General features: G+C 64.1%; 15 protein-coding genes and 1 pseudogene. 9 read left to right on the top strand and 7 right to left on the bottom strand.

Features of this window, described 5'->3' with window-relative positions:
* From POF53_RS23970 to POF53_RS23940, 7 genes are all read left to right on the top strand, one after another.
* Positions 1-808, top strand: an 808-nt coding sequence (locus POF53_RS23970) for a bacteriophage T4 gp5 trimerization domain-containing protein (protein ID WP_498969736.1), incomplete at its 5' end; no start/stop codon positions are given.
* Complete coding sequence (locus tag POF53_RS23965) at positions 805-1,377, top strand: DUF4123 domain-containing protein (RefSeq protein ID WP_203646294.1); 573 nt, start codon at positions 805-807, stop codon at positions 1,375-1,377. The genes POF53_RS23970 and POF53_RS23965, both read left to right, overlap by 4 nt.
* Positions 1,374-2,213 (top strand): hypothetical protein, encoded by an 840-nt coding sequence (locus POF53_RS23960; RefSeq protein ID WP_498969733.1) that lies wholly within the window; start codon positions 1,374-1,376, stop codon positions 2,211-2,213. The genes POF53_RS23965 and POF53_RS23960 overlap by 4 nt, the downstream gene beginning before the upstream one ends.
* Positions 2,206-4,083 (top strand): hypothetical protein, encoded by a 1,878-nt coding sequence (locus POF53_RS23955; protein WP_498969731.1) that lies wholly within the window; start codon positions 2,206-2,208, stop codon positions 4,081-4,083. The genes POF53_RS23960 and POF53_RS23955 overlap by 8 nt, the downstream gene beginning before the upstream one ends.
* Positions 4,084-4,085: 2 nt before the next feature.
* On the top strand, positions 4,086-5,024 hold the full coding sequence (locus tag POF53_RS23950; RefSeq protein ID WP_498969729.1) for a hypothetical protein: 939 nt from the start codon (positions 4,086-4,088) through the stop codon (positions 5,022-5,024).
* A 60-nt stretch (positions 5,025-5,084) separates the two neighbouring features.
* Positions 5,085-6,023 carry a hypothetical protein gene (locus tag POF53_RS23945; RefSeq protein ID WP_475858682.1) on the top strand — a complete coding sequence of 313 codons (939 nt, stop codon included), beginning with the start codon at positions 5,085-5,087 and terminating at the stop codon, positions 6,021-6,023.
* Positions 6,024-6,026: 3 nt separating this feature from the next.
* Complete coding sequence (locus POF53_RS23940; RefSeq protein ID WP_475858683.1) at positions 6,027-6,296, top strand: PAAR domain-containing protein; 270 nt, start codon at positions 6,027-6,029, stop codon at positions 6,294-6,296.
* A gap of 361 nt (positions 6,297-6,657) precedes the next feature.
* Here POF53_RS23940 and ilvA read toward each other — a convergent pair whose 3' ends face one another.
* Entirely contained in the window at positions 6,658-8,220 is a 1,563-nt protein-coding gene (gene ilvA, locus POF53_RS23935; protein WP_498969727.1) for a threonine ammonia-lyase, biosynthetic, read from the bottom strand.
* A 239-nt stretch (positions 8,221-8,459) separates the two neighbouring features.
* On the opposite strand from ilvA, the gene POF53_RS23930 reads away from it, so the two are divergent.
* Together POF53_RS23930 and POF53_RS23925 are read left to right on the top strand one after the other, a co-directional pair.
* A complete protein-coding gene (locus POF53_RS23930; protein ID WP_498969725.1) occupies positions 8,460-8,597 on the top strand; it encodes a hypothetical protein in 138 nt (45 codons plus the stop codon).
* Positions 8,598-8,881: 284 nt separating this feature from the next.
* Entirely contained in the window at positions 8,882-9,436 is a 555-nt protein-coding gene (locus POF53_RS23925) for an RNA 2'-phosphotransferase (RefSeq protein ID WP_498969723.1), read from the top strand.
* A gap of 21 nt (positions 9,437-9,457) precedes the next feature.
* Here the strand turns inward: POF53_RS23925 and POF53_RS23920 are convergent, their stop codons facing one another.
* From POF53_RS23920 to POF53_RS23895, 6 genes and pseudogenes are all read right to left on the bottom strand, one after another.
* Positions 9,458-9,589 (bottom strand): DUF3077 domain-containing protein, encoded by a 132-nt coding sequence (locus POF53_RS23920; protein WP_498969721.1) that lies wholly within the window; start codon positions 9,587-9,589, stop codon positions 9,458-9,460.
* 64 nt (positions 9,590-9,653) lie between these two features.
* On the bottom strand, positions 9,654-9,932 hold the full coding sequence (locus POF53_RS23915) for a colicin immunity domain-containing protein (protein WP_232857749.1): 279 nt from the start codon (positions 9,930-9,932) through the stop codon (positions 9,654-9,656).
* 106 nt (positions 9,933-10,038) lie between these two features.
* Positions 10,039-10,341, bottom strand: a complete 303-nt coding sequence (locus POF53_RS23910; protein WP_232857750.1) for a contact-dependent growth inhibition system immunity protein — start codon at positions 10,339-10,341, stop codon at positions 10,039-10,041.
* A 204-nt stretch (positions 10,342-10,545) separates the two neighbouring features.
* Positions 10,546-10,941, bottom strand: coding sequence for a barstar family protein (locus POF53_RS23905; protein ID WP_232857751.1), 396 nt, complete (start codon positions 10,939-10,941; stop codon positions 10,546-10,548).
* Positions 10,942-11,354: 413 nt separating this feature from the next.
* On the bottom strand, positions 11,355-25,229 hold the full coding sequence (locus POF53_RS23900) for a two-partner secretion domain-containing protein (protein WP_498969718.1): 13,875 nt from the start codon (positions 25,227-25,229) through the stop codon (positions 11,355-11,357).
* Between the two features lie 23 nt (positions 25,230-25,252).
* A pseudogene (locus tag POF53_RS23895) lies at positions 25,253-25,481 on the bottom strand (hypothetical protein); the annotation flags it as partial.

Genomic DNA, 25,481 nt, shown 5'->3' with positions numbered 1-25,481 from the left:
CCGGGTGTCCCAGGGCTGGGCCGGCGGCGGCTGGGGCGCCATGGCCATCCCACGGATCGGCCAGGACGTGGTCATCCAGTACGTCAACGCCGATCCCGACCAACCGATGATCACCGGGCGCACCTACTGCGGCAACCAGCGGCCGCCCTACGAACTGCCCAAGCACCGCACGCGCATGACCATCAAGAGCAAGACCCACAAGGGGCAAGGTTTCAACGAGCTGCGCTTCGAGGATGAACTGGGGCAGGAAGAGGTGTTCATCCATGCGCAGCGAGACCTCAACGCCAAGATCAATCACGATGAAAGCCACACCGTGGGCAACGATCGCACCCTCTCCACCGGCCGAGACAGCAGCACCTGCATTGCCCGCGACGCGACACTCAGCACCGGTCGCGACCGCCGCGACCATGTGCGCCAGGACTGCTTCACCGACATCGACCGCAACCTGGTGCACACCATCGGCAACACCTGCAACGAGACGATCGGCAGCGACCACCACCTGAGCATCGGGCGTGACCAGACACTGATCATCGAGGGCACCCAGACCCTCGAGGCCCGCACGGCCCAGCGCCTGCTGACACCGTCGTACATGCTGCAGGGCACCGAGCGAATCCATATCCGCGGCCCCGCCGGCAAGATCATCCTGGACGCCGACGGCATCACCCTCGAAGCCCCCAACATCCGCTTCAAGGGCAACGTCACCTACCATCCCCCGGTCCAGGCCCAGGTCGAAGCCATCGAAGCGGCAATCCGCGAAGGGACGCCGCTGATCGAGGAATGCCCCTTTGCCGGGGAGGACGACGCATGAGCCTGCATCGGCAACTGAGCGAGGCCGGTGCGCCAGTCAGCGCCGACCAGCCTCTGTACCTGCTGGCGGAGGCCTGCGCCGTGCCTGGCCTGCCGGGGCGGCTGGAGTTCCATGGCGCGCATTACCAATACCTGTGGCACCTGCACCTGCGCCCAGGCCTGGAAAACCATGCGCCACTGCTCCTGCAGCTGTCACCCGGCACTGACCTCGATACCTGGCTCGCAAGCCGACAGACGACGTTCGCCTGCTCCGTGGTCCAGAGCACTCTGCCGCTCGCGGAACTGGCATCGCACTTGCGGCGTTTCGGCAAAGTGCAACAGGGTCGACAGCGTTACTTCCTGCGCCTTGGCGATCCCGCTTCGCTGCACCTGTATGTGGCCTCATTGGCGCAACAACCGCAGGCCCTGACAGACCTTTTCGCCCATGGCCGCATACGCCAGCTGTATTTCCATGTCCCCCAGACCGGCCTGGCACAAGGCGTTCAACCCTTGTTCGAACAAACCGCGCAAGACTGCGAACAGGACGGCTGCCTGGCCTGGCTGGCACCGTCCATGGAGGTCGCCCGGTGAAACTGCCCACCCTCGACCTCGACGCCCTGACCACGGCCTCCCGGCAAAACGCCAATCGCCAGCTTGTCCGTTACCTGAAAGAGCACTTCGATGCGCTGGCGCATCTACCCATCACCCAGGAGCGTCTTCCCCACCTGATCGACCAGGCGGGCAGCATCACCTGGAGCAGTGACTCCCCCGACGCCACGGAGTACGCCACGCAGACCTTGATCCACGTGCTCCTGGGGCTCGCCTGGTGGAACGACCCCAGCTGCCAGCCACTGTGCTCGCTGCTTGAGGTTGATGGGCTGCACCATGACCAACGGCTGCACCTGCTGACCGCGCAGGCGATTGCCCAGGGCAAGCGCCAGCAGGCTGTGCTGCCCGGCATGCTTGCCGTCCTCCTCGACCTGCTGGGCTGGCATGACGACACCTGGGAGATGGATCGGCTCTGGGACACGCTGGCCCGGCTCATGACCCGCCGAGGCCTGGCGCTGGAGACGCACGAGAAGATCTACCGCACCTACGAAACGGATGCCTGTGAGCGCTATGGCCTGCCGCCCTTGGTCCATCGCGAGCTCAATGGCCAGGAAGTGCTCGCCTACCGTCATTACGGCTGGCGCATCCCGAAGCTCTCCGATGCATTGGCACAACAGCCCGCACTGCAACGTAGCCAAATAGTGCAGCACATCTTGCTGGCGATCGTGTTCGGCCGCGCCTTCTTCCTCAGCGCGGCGTTCACCGAGTGGATGGCGGCACTGGACCAGCAAGCATCCTCCAGGGAAAAACGCGCCACGCTGGCCGGGCTACTGACGACTTATCAACGCACGCTGGTGGAGGTCGTGCCCCATGCCTGAATCAGCTATTTCATCCCAGGACAAGATCTACCAGGACATCCTCGACGGCAACCTGCCCAAACCCGTCGAGCTGTGCATTCCCTGCACCCTCCCCGGCGCGATGTTCTCCCTCGAGGGCGACGAGGGCTGCGACTTCCTGCTGGGCATTCCACGCCAGGGCGTCGGCCCCGCCTGGTTCCGCGACAACCCATGGATCCGCGACACGGCCCGCAACCACCGCGACACCTTTCTGCATCAGGTCCTGGAGCAGGCCGGCAGCACCTACGGCGACGCCTGGCTTGCCGAGTTCCATGCCTTCGCCGCCCGCGAAAAACTGCAGCTGGTCTGCATCGACGAGCAGATGCGCCTGGACGACCTGGCGCCGCCCGTGCTCGACCACATGGGCGTGCGCACCCACCAGGGCATGGGCTTCGAACTGCACAGCAATTTCTTCTTCGCCGACCACAGCATCTACTTCGCCACCTTCACCCACGCCCGCTGGTCCGAAGCCCCTCGCGAGGAGTACCTGGACGACCAGGGCGAACGGCACATCAGCGCGCCCTACACCTGGCATTCGCCCAGCGGTTTCTACCCCGTCGACCAGGCCTGCACGCAACTGGCCACCCACTTCGCCGAGGCCAAGGCCAGGTCGCGCACCTGGGAGGGCGTCAAGGGCGCCGCCGAGCTCGCCCTCGGCCTGCTGGCCACGGTACCGGTGGTGCGCGGCATTCGCGGCGGCGTCAGCGCTGGGCGCTACGCCTTCCTCGCCCTGGAGGGCGCCCTGGCCGCCGACGCCATGGTCGACGGCAGCAGCCGCATGATCACCGGCGAAGGCCTGAGCATCGGCGAGGCGTTCTTCACCGAGCTGGCCAGCCTGGCCAACCCCACCACCGCCGAGGCCCGGGGCAAGCAGGTGTTCATGGCCATCAACCTGGCCCTGCTGCTGCCCAACGCCCTGGGCGGCGCGCGCTGGTTGATGCACAAGCTGCGGCCCGGCAGCGTCACCACGGTACGCCTGGACAACGCCGCGCTGACCGAGGAGCAGGTACGCCGCCTGGGCCGGCGTGAGGCCGGCGAGGTCAGCGTGCTCGAGACCCGCATCGACCGCCCGGCCCGCGACGGCGGGCTGGCGGTGCACGCCAGCGAGCTGCACGCCATCGACCGCAACGCCAGCCGGATAGCGCTGGAGGTGGTCGGCGGGCGTGCCGACTACGCCTACATGGCCACGACGATGCGCGACCGCCTGGTGGCGCTGATCAGCCATGCCGTCGGGCCGGTGCGTATGGGCGGCGGCCTGACCCGGGTGGTGGCCGATGCAGGCGAAGAGGCACTGGCCGCGGCGCTGGTCAGCCACTGGAAGGTCAAGCCGGAGAACATCCTCGGCATGAGCACCCATCCCTCGCGAGCCAGCCAGTTCGGTTTGAAGAACAAGAGCGACCAGGGCATCGACATGCTGGTCTACGTGCCGCCACCGCCATCGATGAGCGTGCGCAACCCGACGAACCAGCAGATGCGGCATCACATCGATGGGATCAAGGGGGTGGCGCCGTTGGAAGAGTTGCAGTTTGCCGAGGGGACGCTGTTGGTGATCGAGGTGAAGACGACGTTGGGGAAAACCAAGACGCCTGGGTTTCTGAAAACCCAGACAAACGGTGGAGTACAGAACCTCAAAAGAATTCAGCATCTCATTGAAAACAAAAAACAAGGATGGAATGAGGCCAAGCTTCGGGCAATGGATTCTAACTTCTCCAAAAAACTCGGAGCCGTGATGGATAGCTATGGAGCAGAACAAATAACTTACATCCACGCACAGGTTTTCTTCGACACAAATGGCAACCTAAGTAGGTTAACCAAAAATAACAATGGCATCCAACTAAATACCTGGAACTAAGAATGAAAACCAAACAGAAAAATCGCTTAAATACCAGCAAAGCAAATATCACCGACTGGGCTTCCGACGACCTGATAGTCAGAGAACACATTCTAAAATCTTATTGCGAGACGGGAAATAATTTCCCAACAGTCTGCAACGAACTTTTTAGAACAGGCATGAATGCGGTAGGCAAGAGTATGCACCTGGCTTTGACAGCAGCGCCTCGCAATGCGGCTTTAAGTCTAGGATCAGCAACCATGAAAATGCTAGTAGCAAACTCCATAAGAATTTCTAGCCTTAAAGGAACCTCGAAAAAATCCACACAGGATCTGGATGGAGTCACTCATGTGATGCTCTGTGCCTTATCCACAGGGCAGTTCAACACTATCGAACCAATGTATCGAGCGATACTCTCCGCTATCGATAATGGCTACGGAGTTGACGACGGACATAACTTACCTCTAGGAACCACTCTGCGCTACGCTGCCTTCGGGCTAACGATCATTGGCAACTGGCTCGGCAAACCGTTGGACCTCAACAAACACGCACTGCCCCGTGACCCGGCTTGGGGCCAACTGGTTGCCCATTGGCGCGAGCCCGATCCAGAGAAACTGCTGCCTACTCTGATGGCAGCCTGCGACACCCATGTCGAGCGCATCGCCCTCAACTCCCGCGAACTTGATTCAGGTAACTTCGAATTCGGCTCTCCCTTCGAGGCCGTCTACCCTGCAGAGATTCTCGCCATCCTGAACCTGCGGCGTTCACTGAAGCTGGCCAATCCCTTCATCGATCACCCATTAATGACAACCCCCTATGCGGCGCTCACCTGCCCGCCGGGCACCCGACTTGATAGGGATGAGTTGCTGGAACGCTTTCTGATCGCTGTCTGCAAGTACAACCCGGAGGCCATGCCAGAGGGGCTCTACGAAGCAGCACTACAGAAACCGTCATTAGGTTGACCCCAGCAATCATCCCATACGTCCACGGAGCACTGGTCAGCCACTCGGAGAACATCCTCTATGAGAAAGTCACCCAGCACACGCCTCGCGAAAAGCCTAGCCAATATCAAGATCTGGGCAGGTGGTGGTCTTATCGCCGATTTGGACACCATAGAATATTATACAAACAAGAACGAGCGCTTGGTGGTTGCCTGCGACGAAATATTCCTACTTGGAAAGAATGAGATAGGTGCCAGCCTACAATCCGCACCAGATCAGTCACATCTCGAACAAACTAATAAACTAGCAGCCGGAATACGTAAAATACTGATAGCTGACAGCATGATTATTCGAACCCTGTTGGATTCTAATTCGACAGGGATCGACGATCTGGACAACGTAACACATATTATGTTTTGTGCCCTTGCGACGGGACAATTTGCGATTATTGAGCCATTCCACCGGGCAGTATTCGCCGGCATTAACGGTGGGTATGGAATTGAGGACGGGCATAACCTACCTCTAGGAACCACGCTACGTTACGCCGCCTTCGGTCTAGCAATCATTGGCGACTGGCTGGGCAAACCACTGGACCTCGACAAGCATGCCCTGCCCCGTGACCCGGCCTGGGGTCAACTAGTCGCCCACTGGCGCGAGCCCGATCCAGAGAAACTGCTACCCATCCTGATGGCAGCCTGCGACACCCATGTCGAGCGCATCGCCCTCAACTCCCGGGAACTTGATTCAGGTAACTTCGAATTCGGCTCTCCCTTCGAGGCCGTCTACCCCGCCGAAATCCTCGCCATCCTCAATCTGCGACGATCACTGGGCCTGACCAATCCCTTCATTGATCACCCACTGTTGACAACCCCGTACGCGAAGCTCACCTGCCCGCCAGGCACCCGGCTGGAAAAAGACGAGTTGCTGGAGCGTTTTATGGCTGCAGTCTGCAAATACGATCCACAAGCCATGCCGGAAGGACTTTACCAAGCCGTCATGCACACAACCGAGGAGTCTTGAGGCATGGCCCGACACGGCGCGATTCGCAAGGGTGACCGTCACAGTGGTGGCGGTCGGATGCTCGAGGGCCGCGGTGTACTGATCGATGGTGTGCCGCAGTGTGTGCTTGGCGATCGCGCAGCCTGCCCGCTGCACGGTGGTGAGTTCGCGCTGGTATCCAGCGCTGACAACACCGTGCTGTTCAACGACATCCCCTTGGTGTTCGAACCTGCGCAGCTGGCGTGTGGCTGCAGCGTTTTGTCTTCCTGTAGGCCGGGTAATGCCAGAGCGTAAGCCAACCTGAAAAGGTTGGCTGGCAGCGCCGACGCCATCGCGGGGCAAGCCCGCTCCCACGCTGGTATGTGCAGCACTGGGAGCTGTAGAGCGCCCGCAACGCCAGTGGCGTCATAGCGTAAGCCGACCTGGGGAGGTTGGCTGGCAGCACCGACGCCATCGCGGGGCAAGCCCGCTCCCACGCTGGTATGTGCAGCACTGGGAGCTGTAGAGCGCCCGCAACGCCAGTGGCGTCATAGCGTAAGCCAACCTGGGGAGGTTGGCTGGCAGTGCCGACGCCATCGCGGGGCAAGCCCGCTCCCACGCTGGTATGTGCAGCGCTGGGAGCTGTAGAGCGCCGGCACCGCCAGTGGCGGCATGTTTACCCCATGAACAGCCGGTACGCCGGATTCTCCGTCTCGTCCCAGTACTGATAGCCCATCTCGTCCAGCGCCTGTGGCAGCCCGGCCAGTTCGTCGTCCGGCACCTCCAGCCCGGCGAACACCCGCGCCTGTGCCGCGCCGTGGTTGCGGTAGTGGAACAGGCTGATGTTCCAGCGCTTGCCCAGGCGCTCGAGGAAGCCCAGCAGCGCCCCCGGACGCTCGGGGAACTCGAAGCGCAGTACCCGCTCGCTGGCGCCCGGCGCCGCGTGGCCGCCGACGGTGTGGCGCACGTGCAGCTTGGCCAGTTCGTTGTCGGTCAGGTCGAGCACCTGGTAGCCCTGCTCGTGCAGGCTGGTTAGCAGTTGCTCCCGTGGGTCGTGCTGGGGGTGGGTCTGCACGCCGACGAACAGGCGCGCCTCCTTGCCCGGGTAGTAGCGGTAGTTGAACTCGGTGATCTGGCGCTTGCCCAGGGCCAGGCAGAAGGCGCGGAAGCTGCCGGGGCGCTCGGGGATGGTCACGGCGATGATCGCCTCGCGCTGCTCGCCCAGCTCGGCGCGCTCGGCCACATGGCGCAGGCGGTCGAAGTTGACGTTGGCACCGGAGTCGATGGCCACCAGGGCCTGGCCCTGCAGGCCCTCGCGGGCCACGTAGCGTTTGATGCCGGCCACGGCCAGGGCGCCGGAGGGCTCGGTGATCGAGCGGGTGTCATCGTAGATGTCCTTGATCGCCGCGCACAGCTCGTCACTGCTGACCGTCACCACCTCGTCGACGAAGTGGCGGCAAAGCTCGAAGCAGTGCGCGCCGATCTGCGCCACCGCCACGCCGTCGGCGAAGGTGCCGACCTGCGGCAGGATCACCCGCTCGCCGGCGGCCATGGCGGCCTGCAGACAGTTGGAGTCCTCCGGCTCGACGCCGATCACCTTGACCTCGGGGCGCAGGTACTTGACGTAGGCGGCGATGCCGGCGATCAGGCCGCCGCCGCCGACCGGGACGAAGATCGCATGCAGCGGGCCGGGGTGCTGGCGCAGGATCTCCATGGCCACGGTGCCCTGCCCGGCGATGACGTCGGGGTCGTCGAACGGCGGCACGAAGGTCGCGCCGTCGCGATCGGCCAGTTGCAGGGCATGGGCCAGGGCGTGGGGGAAGCTTTCGCCGTGCAGCACCACATGGCCACCCCGTGAACGCACGCCTTCGACCTTGAGCGAGGGTGTGGTGGTGGGCATGACGATGGTGGTCTTGATGCCCAGGTGCGAGCCGGCCAGGGCCACGCCCTGGGCGTGGTTGCCGGCCGACGCGGTGATGACGCCGCGTTCGCGCTGGGCGGGAGTCAGGCGCGACAGCCGGGTGTAGGCGCCGCGGATCTTGAAGGAGAACGTCGGTTGCAGGTCTTCGCGCTTGAGCAGGACCTGGTTGCCCAGGCTGGCCGACAGGGCCGGCGCCACTTGCAAGGGGGTTTCGATGGCCAGGTCGTACACCGGGGCCGAGAGAATCCGGCGCACTTGTTCGGACAGCAGTTGCTGGGGCGTTGCCGGGGTACGCAGGGTGGCGCTGAGGCTGGTCATCGATGACTCCTGGTTTTTTTGTAGTGCCCAGGAGTCAGAGAGAAGAAACCCGCCTCCAGGGCGGGTTCAGTGCATGTGTGCGCTAGCCCGCCAAGCTGATAATGGCGGTAATAATGCTGAGGGCGCGACGCTGCGGGAATAGGTTCATGGGGTGGGAAGCTAGCGTGGGGGACAGGCGCAAGTCAAGGACTTCAGCTTTGGCTCAAGCGTGTTGGTTTGAGTGTTTGTATGCGCATTTATTGGCGAGGGCGATCATCAAGGCGGGCCTGGAGATGGCCGGGCTGCCGGTCGGCGAGCCACGGCGGCGGGTGTTCGGGCTGGATACCCAAGGCCGCGACCAGATGAAGACGCTGCTCGACGCCTTGCGTCAGGGCTAGTGTCCTGTCTCGGAAATAAGCTGTTCACTTTTGGCGGCGACTTGGATGCCCGGCCGGCGTTGCCACTCCTCGCCATAGCCCTGCTATGACTCGTCGCGGCGCCTTGGCCGGACACCCAAGCCACTCGCCAAAAGAGAACGTATTCCCGAGACAGGACACTAGCATCAGCGACGTGCCTGTGGGCGTTCGCTCCCACAGGCCATCTGCACGCTTGAGAACTCAACCCCGAACCCGGAGAATGTACCGACCCAAACGACCAGAAGCCATGGAAAAGGACCTTTCCAGTGAACCAGAAACAACGCGACGCCCTCAGCAAATTCCTCAGCTACGTACTGCGCCATGCCCCCGAATCCATCGACCTGTCCCTGAACCGCGACGGTTGGGCCGATGTCGACGCGCTGATCCACGGCGCCGGCCGGCAAGGCCATGCCTTCGACCTGCACGCCCTGCGCGAAGTGGTCGAGACCAATGACAAGCGCCGTTTCACCCTCTCCGACGATGGCCGCCGCATCCGCGCCGCCCAGGGCCACAGCAGCGCCCAGGTCGAAGTGCGCCACGTCGCCAAGACGCCACCCGCCCTGCTCTACCACGGCACCGCCAGCCGCTTCCTGGCGTCCATCGAAGCCCAGGGCCTGATCCCCGGCAGCCGCCACCATGTGCACCTGAGCGAGGACCCGCAGACCGCGCTGGCGGTGGGCAAGCGATATGGTCAGGCGGTGCTGCTCACGGTCGATACCCAGGCCATGTGCGCAGCAGGAACGGTGTTCTATCAAGCCGACAACGGTGTCTGGCTGGTAGACCAGGTGCCACCGGCCCATCTGTCACGCCAAGCCCTGTAGGAGAATGTGCAAAGCCTGGGACTAATGCGCCATCCCCAACTCCGCATCATCCATCAGCGCCTTGGCCAAGGCACTGAGGTAATGCGCCGCCCAGACCATCCGCGGGTCTTCGTCCATCACCCTGACCAAGGTCAGGTGACGCACATAGTCCATCGCAGCAATTTCCAGTGTTAACCTGGCCCTGTCCTTGCCCCTTCGTCCTCCGGCGAGATGAACATCAACAACCCTTCAGTGCTTCATATGCACACCAGATGCAATCGCGAACTTGCTCTGCGCCAAGATAGTAATCTGGATCGCTCTGAAGCAAACGCTCACTCTTCGTAAAAGCATCAAGATCGCCGAACAGCTTATCCAGCACGCCATAGGCCTCCTCTAAAAGAGGGGACTGCTCGCGTTTGAAACGCTCAAAATATAATTCGGAGAATTTCTCAATCGAATATTCTCCGTCCAAACACCCCTTGATCAGGGCCATATAAGGCAATATTGCCTCATCCATCTTCATCACCATAAACAAAGGGGTTCGACAGACTTAATCCATCACCGTTTCGCAAGGCAGGATTACCGCTGTGAAAGCGGGCGTGCTGCGCCCCAACTTCCCGTCCTCAGCACTGTGGGTGCCCATCAGCCAGCACCTCCCGTACCATGTGCAACCAACCAGAATAATCCAGACCCTCTGAATCTGGCGCAAAGAAGCAACCTATCTCCTGTACCACGAGATGTTCAAGCGCTTCCTCAGAGAAATTGAAGCCCAGCACCTCATCAATCTCTCGCACGCCGGCTATATGCATTTCCCTTGGTTCACCCACAAGCATATTGCGCAACGCTTCAGCGCTGTCGAAATATTCTTCTGGCCAGTCCTGATGAAAGTAACAGCCCAGCAAGTGAGAGAGCATGGGGAGCTTCATAAACACCTTAACTCAAAGAGGTGAAAGACGGGCCAAAAAGAGGACAGCTTTATTTCTTGCACTCATTTTTGACACATCCGCTTCCAACGCTCGACTACATCAGCACTTTCTTAGCACCAGACTTCGCAGCCGTCTTGATCATGCAACAGCATACATTAGAATAGAGCAAACAAACCTGCCCCTTCTCCTTTTCTCCGTTGCGACTCAAACACCGGAATTCAAGAATCGCTCTATCATGCCCCTATCGACTTCCCTGAACAAAATTTCAAGCTTATGTTCGCGCCCCTCCCCCCAATTAAGAGTTGCATCTCGCAAAACTTCTAAATAGACCCTCAACTCACTTTCCGGTAAAGCAGGCACCCCCTCATGAGCGATGATCACTTTTCGACAGGGAATCCACTCAAGATCTGTCAAACAATCATACAACGCATTCCAGTTAAACCCAAAATATCCAGGAAACCAAAGTCCATAATAAAGCGCCCTCAGCAATTCGGCTGACAACGCTATTCCGGGTTCTATACGCACATAGAAAGCTTCGACTGTATCGTAGGCCCTATGACTATCGAAGAACACAAACGGTGCTTGCTTATCTGAGTTCATTTTTTAGTCGCAATAGCCAACCTCACTCAAAAAGCCTCTTACCAACAGTCGGTCAGATTCATTTTTTGCGGCCTTATCCAGAACAGGAGTCAGATAGTAGAGCAGCAACTTCCTATCAGAAGTGCTTGCTGGAAGGTTGTCCCTGACACACTCAATAAATGTCTTTACTGACATAAACGAGGAAAACACCTCGTACCCTCTCGCACTGGAAAACGGTATCCTCTTAAAATAGTAGCTAGCCAATCGCCTTTGATCGGATCGTTTCCAAGAGCGGTGAGGAATCAACAACAGCGCCTCACCGTATTCCATGGATTCTAACGGATAGGTCCTCATTAGCCATTCAGCAGCCTGCTCTGAGCTCAGTGCTGCAAGGTGTTGACACAGCTGCTTATGCTGTTCATTCATAATACCACCTACCTTGGCTTAAACAAATCCTGCGGCAAACCCGAGTTCCCACTCAACGTAGCAGGAGGCTGATAATGGCCAGAATTGTTAGTCCATTGGGTTATTGTCCCTCGAACTGGCCCATCATTATTACCAAAACGTATAGAACCTGCATACCTTACCTCTCCTCCGCCACTCAAACCAAGATGGGTTGAGAAGTCCTGATTCGCATTTGGCCTGGTAACACGGACGCTTCCATCTGGCATAGTCACAAAATCGTATGCACCTGATGGTGTTAACCGTTTTCCGCTTTCAGTCTGCAGCCAGTAACGACCAGACTCATCTTGTACAAGTGTCCTTACCGGTCGCTGTGCGATAGCAACATCCTTGGGGCGCAGGTTAACCAGTGTACCTCGCTCAGTAAGATTCGGAACGGTTCCAGCTCCTGCGGTACCTTCAATCCGCTTCTCAGCGTCAACCAAACCTGCAAGATTTCCTCCGGCCTTCGGCTTCAAACCAGCTTCAGTTTCAAGGTACAGCTTGCCATCAGTAGCCAGGACCTCGACATTGCCTGTCTTGGTGTTGATGACGCGCCGATATCCTTCTGGTAATCCCGCTGTATGAGCAAAGCCCGCACCTGCTGACGCCCCCTCACGATAGCCTGCCGGCAAAGCAGCTGTCCCGGTTGCAGGCTTTATCTCCCCCCCTCCGACACGACCAGCCTTGGTTTGAACCATGCGCTCGATCGCCGCCTGAACCCTCGGAGAATCCAGCACGCCCCCCGAAACACCTGGCGGACGCAGTCCATTGATGCGTTGCCCGATAGGCAACATGGCAATCATGTTGAGCATCGGCGCCCATTGCCCGGAGACATCCGCCAGTTTTTCGAGGCTCAGTACCGCGCGTTCGGTCAACAGCTCCTTGAACTCAGTACAGGTCGGCGTCAGGCAGTTGAGTTTCTCCAGGTCCGCCAAGCCGGAGGCGATCTGCCCCATCAGGTCCCGGGCGCGGACCACGCCTCCGGTTTCCTTGGCCCACTCGAAGTTCTCCTCGCTCTTGAGCTTGTGCTCGTTGGCGACCCACAGCTTTTTCTGGCACCCCTCGTCGAGACCACAGATGTTCATGTCGTCCACGAAGTCCGGCATGTCGTTGTGGCTGAGGTTGTTGTATTGCGTGGCATTGCCTGCCACCCAACTGCCGGCCTGAAGACTGCCGGCATTGCCGCCATCAACCGCTGCCGCCGCCACCACGCCCAGCAACTGCGAAGACATCAGCATCAGGTAGTCGCGCTGCTTCGGATTCATCGCCGTCGCCATGCGTCGCAACTGATTGGCGAACGCTTCGTTTACCCCCGCTGCCATGGCTCCGACGGCGAAGTCGCTGCCCGACGCTTCGGCGATAAAGCCGCCGACCAGGGCATGCAGGGCGATCTTCTCCGGGCTGCCGGTCTTGAGGTTGAGGTTGCCAACCTGATCGAAGGACACCGCCGCCAAGGAGTTGTAGATCGTCGACTGGAGTATGCCCGCGAGCGTGACATCGCGTCCGAAGGCCTTGGCGACCAAGGCGGCCGATGTGTTGTTGATCAGTTGCTGTCCGGCAAAGTGACCAATGGCCTCCATCGAGCCGAGGTCGACAACCGTCTTGCCATTGACCTGCTTGGTCATGGTCATGTCGCCAAGGTAATGATCGGCTATGCCCGCCGTGATCGTGGCGATCGCGGCGTTGGTCAGGCCGTCCTTGCTGGCGACAGCCTTCAGGCCTGCGCCAAGGTCTCCCTTGTTGTTGATCGTGCCGACCGCACCGGTAGTGGCCAGGCTCGCAGCACCGGCCAACTGCATACCGGACAAGCCCGCACCCGCAGGTCCGAGCATCACCGTCATCAGGATGGCGATCACCATCTGCGCTGCCGGACCAAGGCCAGAGTTGGCGTATTTGAAGCTTGTGTGCACCTCCTGGACCTGGCGCCAATCGACGCCGCCTTGCGCCTCCAGCTCCTTCAGCCAAGCCAGCTTGGGATCGGCGTTGACCATTGCATCAATGGACTCGCGCACCGTCTGCTGATTGACCTGACGTACATCGGCACGAATGCTGCCCACGGCAGAGATCGCGACGTCGCCCGTGGCCACCAGTTCGCTCTGACGCAAGGTTTCGTCGGTGCGCCCCTTGCCCTTCATGCTGAACCAGCCAGCGTCTGACTTGCTCTTCTCGTGACTCTCCTGATGCAGGTCCTTGACCCCTTCGAAGGTGATGTCACCCCCGCTTTCCAGGGTCAGGTCGGCGCCGCTGGTGAGCTTGGCCACCTGGTAGCGTTGGTCGCCATCACTGACGAGGGTCAGGTCGCCACCACTGGTGATCTCGCTGCCGACATGACGCACGTCGGTGACTTCATCGCGCCTGGTCTTCTTGCTGCCGAAGCTGCCTTTGCTCTTTTTCTGGTACAGCGAGTAATCGCTGTCGGTCTCGGCCAGCAGTTCGAGCTGGTCACCGGCGTAGAGGAAGGCCTCGTCGCCCGCGCTGACGCGGCTGGAGATAAGCTTGAGGTCCTCGCCTGCCGTGAGCGAGACATCGCCGCCGGCCTTGAGGTCGGTCGTCACCTGGCGGACATGGTCCTCCTGGCGCGTGACTTTTTTGCTCTTGGCGTAGAAGTGCTCCTCGTTGGCCGCGGAGGCCAGGGTCAGGTCGTTGAGGGCATCGACGGTGATGTTGCGCTTGGCCTCCAGTTCGCTGCCGACGGCGGTGAAGTCGTGGCCGGCGAACATGCCCAGGTCGCGGCCCGCGGTAACCTGCGAGCCGAACTGGGTGATGCTCTCGCTGCTCTGGCGCCCGTTGCGGTACTGGGTGCTCTGCTCGGCCGAGCCGATCAGCAGGTCACGGCCCGTGCGGATCTCCAGGTCGCGGCCGGCCTGCAGCACACCGCCGACGTTGACCATGTCGCGGCCGGTGGACATCGACAGGTCGTTGCTCGCCTCGATGCGCGCGGCGCTGTCCAGGGTCGCCCAGGTGGTGTAGCGGCCCTGCGCCTGCGACTGGGTGCGCTCGTTGACCACGTCGCCCAGCAAGGTGGAGAGGTTGACGTCACGCCCTTTGATGATGCCGCCAGCACCGTTGTACAGGGTGTTGCCCGCCAGCAGGTCGACCCGCCCACCGGCTTCGATCAGCCCGGTGTTGACCAGGTTCTCGCCCGCGCTGGCCGACAGGTTGTTGCTGGCACGCACGGTACCGGGGTTGATCAGGTCGGTGCCGGCGATCAGGGTCACGTCCCGGCCTTCGATCAGGGCGCCGTTGGGTCCCAGCCGGTCATTGGCGTTGGCCAGGTACAACACCGGCACCAGCACTTTCTCACCCATCACCTGGTGCTCTTCGAGCCAGACGATGTCCTGGGTCAGTGCCGCCACCTGCGCCGCCGTCAGGCTGACCCCGACGGACAGGCTCAATTGCTGCTTGCTGGCCAGCGCGTTGTCCATCAGGTGGCGATACAGCGCCTCGTCGGAGGTCTGCCCGTCGATGTAGCGCTTGCCGGTGCGGGCCGTGACCGCCTGCTGGATCAGGCGCTGCTCGTAGAAACCGTCGCCCAGGCGTTTCCAGCTCTTGTCCGGGTCGTAGCCGAGGTTGCCGAGCAGGTAATCCGAACTCATGAACTGCTTGAGGTTGGTCAGCACCGGGTCGGTTTCGATCAGGTACTTGTGCGGCTGGGCGCCGGTCGTGGCGGCGGGTACGCCCTGCACACGGGGGATGCTCAGCGGGTTGATCGCGCTGGCCCGGCTGGAAACGCCGGCGGCCACGCTCGGGCTGACGGCCGCGACCGTCGGCAGTACCGGAGCCGGTTGCGTGATCGTGGCGCCACCGCCCGATCCGCTGGCCAGGCGCGGCGCCTCCACTTGTACAGGGGTGGCCTGGTGGCCTGCGCCCAGTTCGCTGCGGCCTGGCAGCGCCTGCGGCCCCTGCCCCGCCGCGATCGCCTCGACCCTGACGGTGTCGATCCGCGTATCCAGGTCGATGCCCTGGCGCTGGCGCTCGCCCAGTTGACGCTCGCTGGCACTACTCGGCGCCAGCGCCGCGATATCGACAGCGCGCCCCTGCATCTGCGGCAGCGGTTGCTGGCGCTGTTGCAGGTCGATGCTGGCGCCGCCCAGCGTCCAGCTGGCGGGGGCCGGATTAGCCACCGACACGCTGGCCTGGCTGGCGGCCTGGCTGCTCAGGCGGAACAGGCCATTGCCGCTGGTGGGCAGGCTGAAGCCGGGCAGATCCAGCGGGTTGACCTGGCGCTGGGCCAGGTCAGGCGGCAATTGCCGGTTCGGCGCCACCACCGTGCGGGTGAAGGTGGCGGCCGTGCGCGTGTCCAGCGTGCGCCCGGCGTTGGCGCCCGGCGCGTTCCAGGCTTGCTCGACTCCGTTGCTCAACCGCGTGGCGGCTGTGATCGAGACATTGCCACCGGCCTGGATGATTGCCGGCAGGTAGGTCTGGGCATCCCCAGCAATGATCTTTTCGCCAAAGACGTTGGCACCCTTGACCGCAGCGGGCGCTTCGGCACGAACACCCTGAGCGTACAGCGAAGGGGCACGGTAGTTCCTGTTGTAGTAATCGCTGCCCCTCCACGACTGCACGGCAACCGAGCCGAAGTTGAGCCAGTTGGACTGCTCGCGGGGTGGCCCACAGCACCTGAAGCTGTGAGGCAGCAGCCGCGAAGCCTGGCCATCGGCATTCAGGAACCAGAAGTCGTAGGCGTACTGGGCATCGTTGTACCGGTTGTACGCATACATTTCGACCGTATTGACCGACGCATCCAGGTACTTGAAGCTGGTGAAGTTCCCGACTGCGCTACCTTGGTTCTCGAAGGTATCGACCACGATGCTGATGTTGCCGCTGGCCGCCACCTGCGAGTTGCTGTTGGTGAACCGACTGCCACTGATATGCAGATCCTTCCCCGAGGTAATGCTGGCCGCCACGGCATCGGCACCTGTAGGCGCAGATGTGCGAATTTGCTCGACCAGGACGTAATGGGAAGGATCGGACCTGGTGATGCCCAGCCTTGGCGACGTGCAGCTGTAGCAACGAATCCCCAGCGCCGAGGAAATGACCTCACGGTTCACGTTGAAGTTGTTGCGCTCGTTGACCACCTGCGCCGCATTCAGGCTGAAGTTGCCCAGGCTCTGCATCTGCCCCGACAGGTTGCGGATCAGCGTCGCCCGGCTGCCCGGCAGCAGGCCGCCGATGGCGATGTCGCCGATGCCGTACAGGTCCGCCAGGGTGTTGTTCAAGCTGTCCGTGGCCACCTGCATGGCAGCGCCCGAGAAGATCAGCCCACCGCCCTGGTTGGTGATGCCGCTGGCAGTCAGCTGCAGGCCCCCCGAGCCTGCCAGCGTGCCGCTGTTGAGCAACTGCCCGGCGTTGATCTTCAGCATCTGCCCGGCCGTGACGCGGCCCAGGTTGCCCAGTGCCGCAAGGCTGCCCGCGCCGCCCAGGGTCACATTCCCGGCGCCGGCGAGCGTGCCGCTGCTGGCCAGGTCGATGCTGCCCGCATCCAGCGACAGGGCCCCCAGGCTGGTCGCGCGACCGCCCGCGGCGTAACGGCCAGACAACGCCAGCGCCAGGCTGCCGTTGCTGGCGATCAGGCCATCGTTGCTCCAGTTGGTGCCCGTGCCCACCAGGCTTTCGCTTGCCAGCAACTGACCGCTGCCGGTCTGCACCAGCTCACCGACATTGACCGTCAGGCGCGCCGCCTGGATCACGCTGCTGTTGGTCCAGCTCGCGGCGTTCAGGGTCAGGCCGCCAAGGGTGACGATTTCGCCGCCGGCCCCGCCGAGGTTGGCCAGGCCGATATCGAACGTGCCGGCCCCACCATGCACCAGGCGCCCCCCGGCATTGAGGAAGCCCGCCGACTGCAGGCTCAGGTCCTGGTTGGCGATTTCCAGCACGCCGCCACGGTTGTCCAGCGCCCCCGTCAACTGCAGGCGCGTGCCGCCGGCACTGCCCAGGGTACGCAGCTGGCCGCCCTGGTTGTTCAGGCCGGCTGCGCTCAGGCCCAGGCGGCTATCGCTCTCGATGATGCCGCCCGTGTTGAGGAGGCTGCCACGCAACCCGAACTCCACGGACTGGCCGGCGATCTGGCCATTGCCGCCGTTGTCCAGGTCGATGGCGTCGATGCCCAGTTGCCCCAGGGCAAACAGGCCGCCACCGCGGTTGTTCAGGTTGGCGGTGCGTACGTCCAGGGCGCCGGCCTGGGCGGCCAGGCGGCCACTGCTGTTGTCCAGCCCGCCGAGGGCGATCAGCTTGAGCTGGCGCGCCTGGATGATACCGTTCTGGGCATTGCCCAGCAGGCCACCGACCTTGGCATCGAGCAATCCTTGCAGGCTGGCGAGCACTCCGCCACGGTTGTCGACGCTGTCAGCCTCGAGCAGCAGGTTGCCGCCCTGCGCGATCAGCTTGCCGCCCTGGTTGTCCAGCGCGCCGAGGCTGGTGAGGGTGACGGCGCTCCTGGCCTGGGCGGCGCCGGCTTGGTTGCTCACACGTGCGGCGTGCACCACGAGGCTGCCGTCATCGGCGTGGATCAGGCCGTCACGGTCGTTGAGCATGGCGCCCGAGAGGTCCAGCTGGACGTTGCCATTGGCGGCCAGCGTGCCCTTGTCACTATTGTCGAGGCTGGCCCCTGCCAGGCGCAGGCCGGCCTGGCTGACCAGTTGTCCTCCCTGGTTGAGCACCACGGCGGTGCCCCTCACCTGCAAGCCCGCGCCGCTAAGCAGCTTGCCCTGGACGTTGCTCAGCTGGCCGGCGAGGTCCAGGGTCAGGGTGTCCAGCCCGACCAACGTGCCACCTGAGTTGTCCAGGCCGGCGGCGCGCAGGCTGAACGCCGCCCCGCTGTCGATCCGACCGCCCTGGCGGTTGTCCAGGGTGCCGTTTCCAAGGTCCAGGTGCTGCGCCGCGGCGCTGGCCAGGAACCCGCCACGGTTGTCGAGGCTGGCCGCCTTGACCCGGAGCATGCCCTGGCTGACCAGTGCGCCGCCCAGGCTGTTGTCCAGCGCTGCGCCGAGGGTGATCGTCAGGTCGCCCTCCCGGCTGGAGAGCGTGCCGCCGTTGCGATTGTCCAGGCTGCTGGCGGTCAGCTCCAGGCCTTGGCTGCCGGACACCAGGCCGCCCTGGTTGAGCAGCCGGTCGGCGTCCAGCGTCAGGCGCCCGGTACTGATCAGCCGCCCGGCGCCGTTGTCGAGGGTGCGCGCGCCCAGGCTGAAGCCCTGGGCGCTGGAAATTTCGCCCTGGCGATTGTCGAGGTCGCGCAGGTTGGCCAGGGTCAACGGGCCTTTGCCATAAATCAGCCCCGCACGGTTGTCGAGATCACCGGCCAGGCCCTCGAACAGCAAGGCCAGGCTGCCCTCGCTCAACAGGCGCCCACCTTGCTGGCTGAGGCGGGTGGCCTGCACCTGTAGCGCGCCCTTGGCGGAAATCTCGCCGGCATCGTTGCGCAACTGGCCGGTAGTCAACACCAGGCTGTCCTTGCTGCTGATCAGGCCCTTGGCGCTGTTGTCGACCTGGCCGGCCTGCAGTGTCAGGCGTTGCTCGGTCAGCACCTGGCCGCCCTCGTTGTCCAGGTTGGCGGCGTTCAGCTCGAGCAGCTGGCGGGCGTTCACCAGGCCGCCGGCCTGGTTGCCGAGCAGGCCGGCGACGTCCAGGCGCAGGTCCCCCCGGCTGTTGATGTGGCCGCCGGCATTGGCCAGGCTCGCCGCCTTGAGCGCCACGCCTGCGGCGGCGATCTGCCCCTTGAGGTTGAGCAAGGCGCGCTCCACCACCAGGCTCAGGCCCTGCTGGCCGAGCAGCTTGCCGTTGCCGTTGTCCAACTCGGTCGCCGCCAGGCTGAAGGCGCTGGCGCTGGAGATTTCACCGCCCCGGTTGTCGACACGCGCCAGGCGTTTGAGCAGTAACTGACCCGGCGTGTTGATCAACCCCTGCTGGTTATCCAGCTCGCCGTGGTCGAGGTCCAGTTCGATGCGCTGCGCGCTGTACAGGGTGCCGCCCTGCTGACGCAGGCTGGTGACGTTGGCGACCAGGGCCTGCTGGCTGGTGATGCGGCCGCCGCTGTTGTCCACTCGGGCCGCGTCGAGATTCAGGCTGGCGCCACTGGTCAGGCGCCCGCCCTCCTGGTTGTCGAGATTGCCGGTGGTGATGCGCAGCGCATCCTTGGCACTGACCGTGCCGGCCCGGTTGTCGAGGCTGGCGCCGGCCAGGTCGAGACGCCCGTTGGCAATCACCTGGCCGCCACGGTTGGCTACCGCCCCCTGGCTTTCGAGCCACAAGTCGCCGGCGCTGGACAGCAGGCCAGCGTTGTTACCCAGCAGGGCGCCGACCAGGCGCAGCCCACCTTCGCTGGTGATGCGTCCCTGGTCGTTGAGCAGGTCGCCCTCGACCTCCAGGTCCTGGCCGGTGTCACCACGCAACTCGCCGCCGCGGTTGTCCAGGCTGGCGCCACGCAGGTGGACACTGCCGGCGCCGATCAGGCCTTTCTGGTTGAGGGTCACCCGCTGTTCGAGCGTCAACAGGCCCTTGGCCAGCAGCAGGCCCGCGGCGCTGTTGTCCAGGCGCTGCCCGATAAGCGTGACGCTGCCCTTGCCGTTGATCTCGCCGCCGCGGTTGTCCAGGGTGGCGGCCTTGAGTACCAGGGCACCCGTGGCCCCCAGCAGCCCCGCCGCGCGGTTGTCGACCTGGTCGGCGTCCAAGGCCAGCGCCCCCTCGGCCTGGACCTTGCCTTGCCGGTTGTCCAGCGCCCCCAGGCGTGCCTGCAAGTCACCCTTGGCCGACAGCTTGCCCTCGGCATTGAGCACGGTGGCGGCGCCCAGGCCGAGATCGCCATCGGCCTGCACGGTGCCACCTTGGTTATCCAACGCTGCGCCGACCTGAAGCTGCAAACCGCCAAGACTGCCCAGCAATCCGCCGTGGTTGTTCAAGCCGGCGGCACTGAGCTCAAGCCCTCGGGCACTGACCTGGCCGCGCAGGTTGTCGAGCTGGCGGGCGATGCGCACGGTCAGGCGCTCGCCGCCCAGCAGTTTGCCGTCGGTGTTGTCCAGGCTGTCGGCAAGCAACGTGTAGGCCTGCAGGCTGGAAATCTCGCCACGCTGGTTGACCACCTCGCCGAGGTTGCGCAGCACCAGCGAGCCGGGCCCGCGAATCAGGCCGCCGCTGTTGTCCAATCGGCCGTGGTTCAGGTTCAGCTCCAGCCCCTGCAGGCTGAACAGCTCCCCGCCCTGCTGGTCGAGGCCGCTGATACTGGCTGTGAAGGTGCGCGCGGAAATGCTGCCGGTGGCCTGGTTGCCGACCTGCCCAGCCGTGAGCTGCAGACGCTCGCCGCTGCGTACGACACCCGCCTGGCCATTGTCCAGGGTGCCGGTGTCGAGGTTCAGGTTGGCTTCAGCGGTGAGTCGACCGCCGTTGCCGTTGTCGACGCTGGCACTGGCCAGCACCAGGCTGGCGTCAGTCTCGATGCGGCCGCCCTGGTTGTGCAGCCCCTGCGCGACGGTGGCGCGCAGGTCGCCCTTGGCCGAAAGCGTACCTTGCTGGTTGAGCAGGGACGCGCCATCGAGGTTCAGGCTGCCATCGCTGTACAGCCGCCCCGTGCGGTTGTCGAGCAGCGCCGCACTCGGACCCTGGCCACTGGCGGACTGGCCAAGCTGCAGATGCTGGCCCGCGCCGACAGTCCCGCCCCGGTTATCCAGCTGTGCCATGCGCAACTCGACCTGCTGACCGAACAGCAAACCCTTGCTCTGGTTGATCAAGCGGTCCAGCACCAGCGCCAGGTGCGTGCCCGCCAGCACCTTGCCGCCTTCGCTGTTGTCCAGCCGTTCGCCCGCGATGTCGACCCGCGCCAGGCTGGCCAGCCGGCCGCCACGGTTGTCGCTGCTGGCAACCTGCAGGTCGAGCCCCGCGTTGCCGGAGACCAGCCCCCCACCGCTGTTGTCGAGCGCATCACCGCGCAGGGTCAGGCGCCCTTCGGCGACGAATTCGCCGCCTTGCTGACGCAACTGGCGGATATCCGCGCTCACCTCGCCGCGGCCGGCCATGCGGCCCTTGCCATTGTCCACCTCGGCCGCGTCCAGGCGCAGCAACGCACCGGCGGTGAGCAGGCCCTCGCGGTTGTCCAGGTAGCGACCGGCGAACGCCAGGCCCTCCTTGCCACGCAACAGGCCCTTGCGGTTGTCGAGGCTGTCGACGGTCGATTGCAGCTGGCGGTCGGCATGCAGGGTACCCTGCTGGTTATCGACACTGGTGCCGCGCAACGTCAGCAGATCGGCGCCGCTGACCAGGCCGGTGTGGTTGTCCAGGCGCCCGAACGCCAGGTCGATCAACCCCTTGGCACGGATCTGCCCACCCTCGCCGTTGTTCAGCAAGGCGCCCGTGCCGACCCGTAACGCGCCATCGCTGGTCAGGCTGCCACGGCCGCTGTTGTCCAGGCTGCCGGCCTCGACCCGCAGGTCCTGGCCGGTGCTGAGGACCCCGGCACGGTTGTCCAGGGCCCCGGTGATGTTCACGTGGGTAGCCACATCGCCGAGGATCTCACCCCCTCGGTTATCCAGGGACGCGGCACGCACCTGGGTCAGGCCACCGCTGGATACTTCGCCCTCGCCGTTGTCCACGGCGCCGGCGACGTCCAGGGCCAGGTCCTGCTCGGCACCCAGGGTCCCGCCATGGTTGGCCAGGCTGGCGGCACGCAGCTCCAGGCTGGTCGCCGAGACCAGGCCATGGGCGTTGGCCAGGGCGTGCTCCACCAGCACCTTCAGCGCCTGGTCGCTGTGCAGCGTGCCGTTGCCATTGTCGAGGCTGTGGGCGGCCAGGGTGAATCCCCTGGCGCTGGATATCTCGCCGCCACGGTTGTCGACGCCGGCCAGTTGCCGAAGCACCAACTGCCCAGGGGTATGGATCAGGCCGCCGCGGTTGTCCAATGCGCCGAGCGACAGGTCGAGCGTCAGGTCGCCATCGCTGACCAGTTGCCCGCCCGCCTGCTGGTCCAGGCGCCCCAGTTCGGCCAGCAGCCCCTTGTGGCTGGCGATCCGGCCGCCCTGGCTGTTGTCCAGCTCTTTTGCCTTCAACACCAGAAGGTCACCGCTGCGCAGTTGACCAGCCTGGCGGTTGACAAGCACCTCGCTGGTGATTGTCACGGCCCCTGTGCTTTCGAGCAGGCCGGCATCGCCGTTATCCAGGCGCTGGCCCGTGAACACCAGGCGCCCGGCGCCCTTGATCTGCCCGGCCCGGTTGTCCAGCGCCTGCAGCTCGAGGTCGATATCGCCTGTAGCCAGGAGCTTGCCAGTGTGGTTGTCCAGGCCCGCGCCGCCGAGCGAGAGCGCGCCACCGGCGCTGATCAGCCCTGCGCGATTGAGCAGTTCGGCGTCGATGCGCGCGGTCAGTCCGGCATTGCTGACCAGTTCTGCGGCAGTGTTGTCCAGACGGCTTGCATGAACATCCAGCGCCTGCGCGGCAATGCGCCCACGGGCGTTGTCCAGGGCCTGGGCGATACGCAGGATAAGCACCTGCTCGGAGAGCAGCTTGCCGTCCTGGTTGTTGAGGCTGTCGGCAGTCAGGCTGAAGCCCTGCTGGCTGGAGACCTCACCCCGGCGGTTGCCAACCGTGGCCAGGTTGCGCAGCAGCAAGGCGCCCGGGCTCTGCAGCGTGCCGCCTTCGTTGTTCCAGTGGCCACGGGAGAGGTCCAGGGTCAGGCCCTGGGCGGCACTGATGCGCCCCTGGCGATTGTCCAACCCGGTGCTGGTCAGCAGCAGGCTGCCGTTGCCGGCGATCTGCCCCTCCAGGTTGACCAGGCTGCCGGCCTGTAGCACGAAGGCCTGCTCGGCCAGCAACCGGCCACGGCTGTTGTCCAGCTGGCCGGCGACTGTCAGTTGCAGGCCGCCGCGCGCCTGCACGGTGCCGTCCTGGCTGAGCAGGGTCGCGGCGCTCAGGGTCAACTGGTGGCCAGCGATCAGGCCGGCGGTGTTGGCCAGTTGCCCGGCAATCTGCACCCGCAGGTCGTTGCCGCCGAGCAGCTTGCCGGCGCTGTTGTCCAGTTGCCGCGCCACCAGCGCATAGGCCTGGCCGGCGGAGATCTCGCCGCCGTGGTTGTCGACGGTGCCCAGGCGTTGCAGGGTCAGTTGGCCTGGGGTGGTGAGCAGGCCGCCCTCGCTGTTGTCCAGGTGGCCGTCGGCCATGTCCAGGGTCAGCGCCTTGGCGCCGTGCAGCTGGCCTGCACCACGCTGGTCGAGCTGGCCGAGGCGCGCCGTGGCCTGGCCATCGCTGGCGATGCGCCCGGCATTGCGGTTGTCCACGCTGGCCGCCTGCAGTTGCAGGTCCTGCCCGGCGGCCAGGGCGCCGGCGCGGTTGTCCAGGCGTCCGGCGACGGTGATGTCCAATGCCTGCCCGGCGCTCAGCCGGCCGCTTTGGTTGTCCAGCTGGTTGGCGCCCAGCGTGTTGCGCTGCGCCGACAGCTCGCCGCCGCGGTTGTCCAGGGTCTGCGCGGTGACGCGTTGGGCCTGCCCGGCGCTGATCAGGCCGTTCTGGTTGCCCAGGGTCTGTGTCGCCTGCACGGTCTGGTCGCGCCCCGCCAGCACCCTGCTCTGGGCACTATTGTCCAGAGCGGTGCTGGCGATCCGGCTGTCCTGCCCGGCACTGAGGGTACCGCTGCGGTTGTCCAACTGCCCTTGTACCGCGAGGTCCAGGTCACGGCTGGCGACGATGCTCTTGCCGCTGTTGACCAGTTGCCCGCTGGCAATGCTCACGTCCCCCTGGGCGTTGCGGCTGCCATCGGCGCTCACGCCGGCCTCGATCACGCCGAGGTTGGTCAAGGTGCCGGTGGTCTGCAGGTTGATCTGGTTACCGGCGGTAACTGCCTGGCGTGATGTCAGGTCGGTACTGCTGCGCACCTCGATCTGACTGGCGCCGTGCACCGGCCCTTGCAGATCGACACCGGCGGCCTGGAGCCTGACCGCACCGCTGGCGCTGGCCTGTGCCAGACTCAGCTGGCCGTTGGCATCGAGACGAATATCGCCGCCACTGGCAGCCACGTCCCCTGCCAGGCGCACACCGACGCCCGCCTCGGTACCCACCAGGCGAATTGCCCCGGCGTACATGCCGCCCAAGGCACTGGAGTCGATGGCCAGGGCCGGCGCATCGGCCGCGTTGCCGGCGCGCGGCGTCGCGGCCAATGTCTGGGCATCAACGTCGTTGCGCCCAGTGATGACGTTCAGTTCACGCGCCCGCAACTGGGCGTTCAAGCGTGCCGAGCGGGTGATGATGTCGAAGCGTTCGACGTTGTCGGCGTTGAGCCCCGCGCCCTCCAGGGCCACATTGCCGCCATCGACCTGGTAGCCGCTGAGCGCGCCACGGCCATCGAGCACCGGCTTGCCGGTGCTCAGGGTCACTTGCGGCGTGTTGATGAAACCGCAGCCATCGCAGGTGATGCCATGAGGGTTGGCGACGATGACCTTGGCCGCATGCCCGGCCACTTCGGTATAGCCGCGCAGCTGACTGGCGTTGGCACCGTTGACCTCGTTGAGGATGACATTGGCCGCCGCCCCTTGCAGGTTCGGGTTGCCGACGATGATCCCGCCCAGCTGGGTGGCCTGGGTGCGCTCGGTGGCGTTGTTGAGGATCAGCCCCTGCTGGCCGACGTTGTAGTCGCTGAACTGGTTGTGCGACAGCCCGCTGCCGTTGGGCGCGGCGATGTTGATGATCGGCACGCCGTTGCCCGCCTGGCCGAGGCTGGTGCCTGGTCCGCTGACCACCACGCCTTCGGCTGCCTGCGCCCACAGCGGCTGCCAGAACATGGCGTTGGCCAGCAGGAAGGCCAGGCCACGCTTGGGCAGCCCGCAAAAGCGCTCACGGGGCTGAATTTCGGCCGAGCGTTGGCGGGCCAGGAAGGCAAACAGGCGAACGTCCATGTCAGGTCTCGTGAATCAGGCGGTCAGATGAAGAAATCCAGGCGGAAATACACCGGGCGTTCCTTGTCGGTCAGCACGTCGGGGCGTTCCAGGCTGTGGGCGAAGGTCACGCTGGCGGCCATGTGCTGGCCACGGGCGAACAACTCCAGCGAATGGCTGCTGGCACGGCCGTGGTACTCGCCGTTGTAGCGATCGTTGCGGATCACCCCGAGGTCGTAGCCCAGGCCCAGGCCGTACTCGGCCACCAGCGGC

Source organism: Mitsuaria sp. RG, assembly GCF_028369275.1.
Classification (GTDB): Bacteria; Pseudomonadota; Gammaproteobacteria; order Pseudomonadales; family Pseudomonadaceae; genus Aquipseudomonas; species Aquipseudomonas peradeniyensis.
The sequence above is the reverse complement of the archived record's forward strand: the minus strand, read 5'-3'. Positions and strand labels throughout refer to the sequence as shown.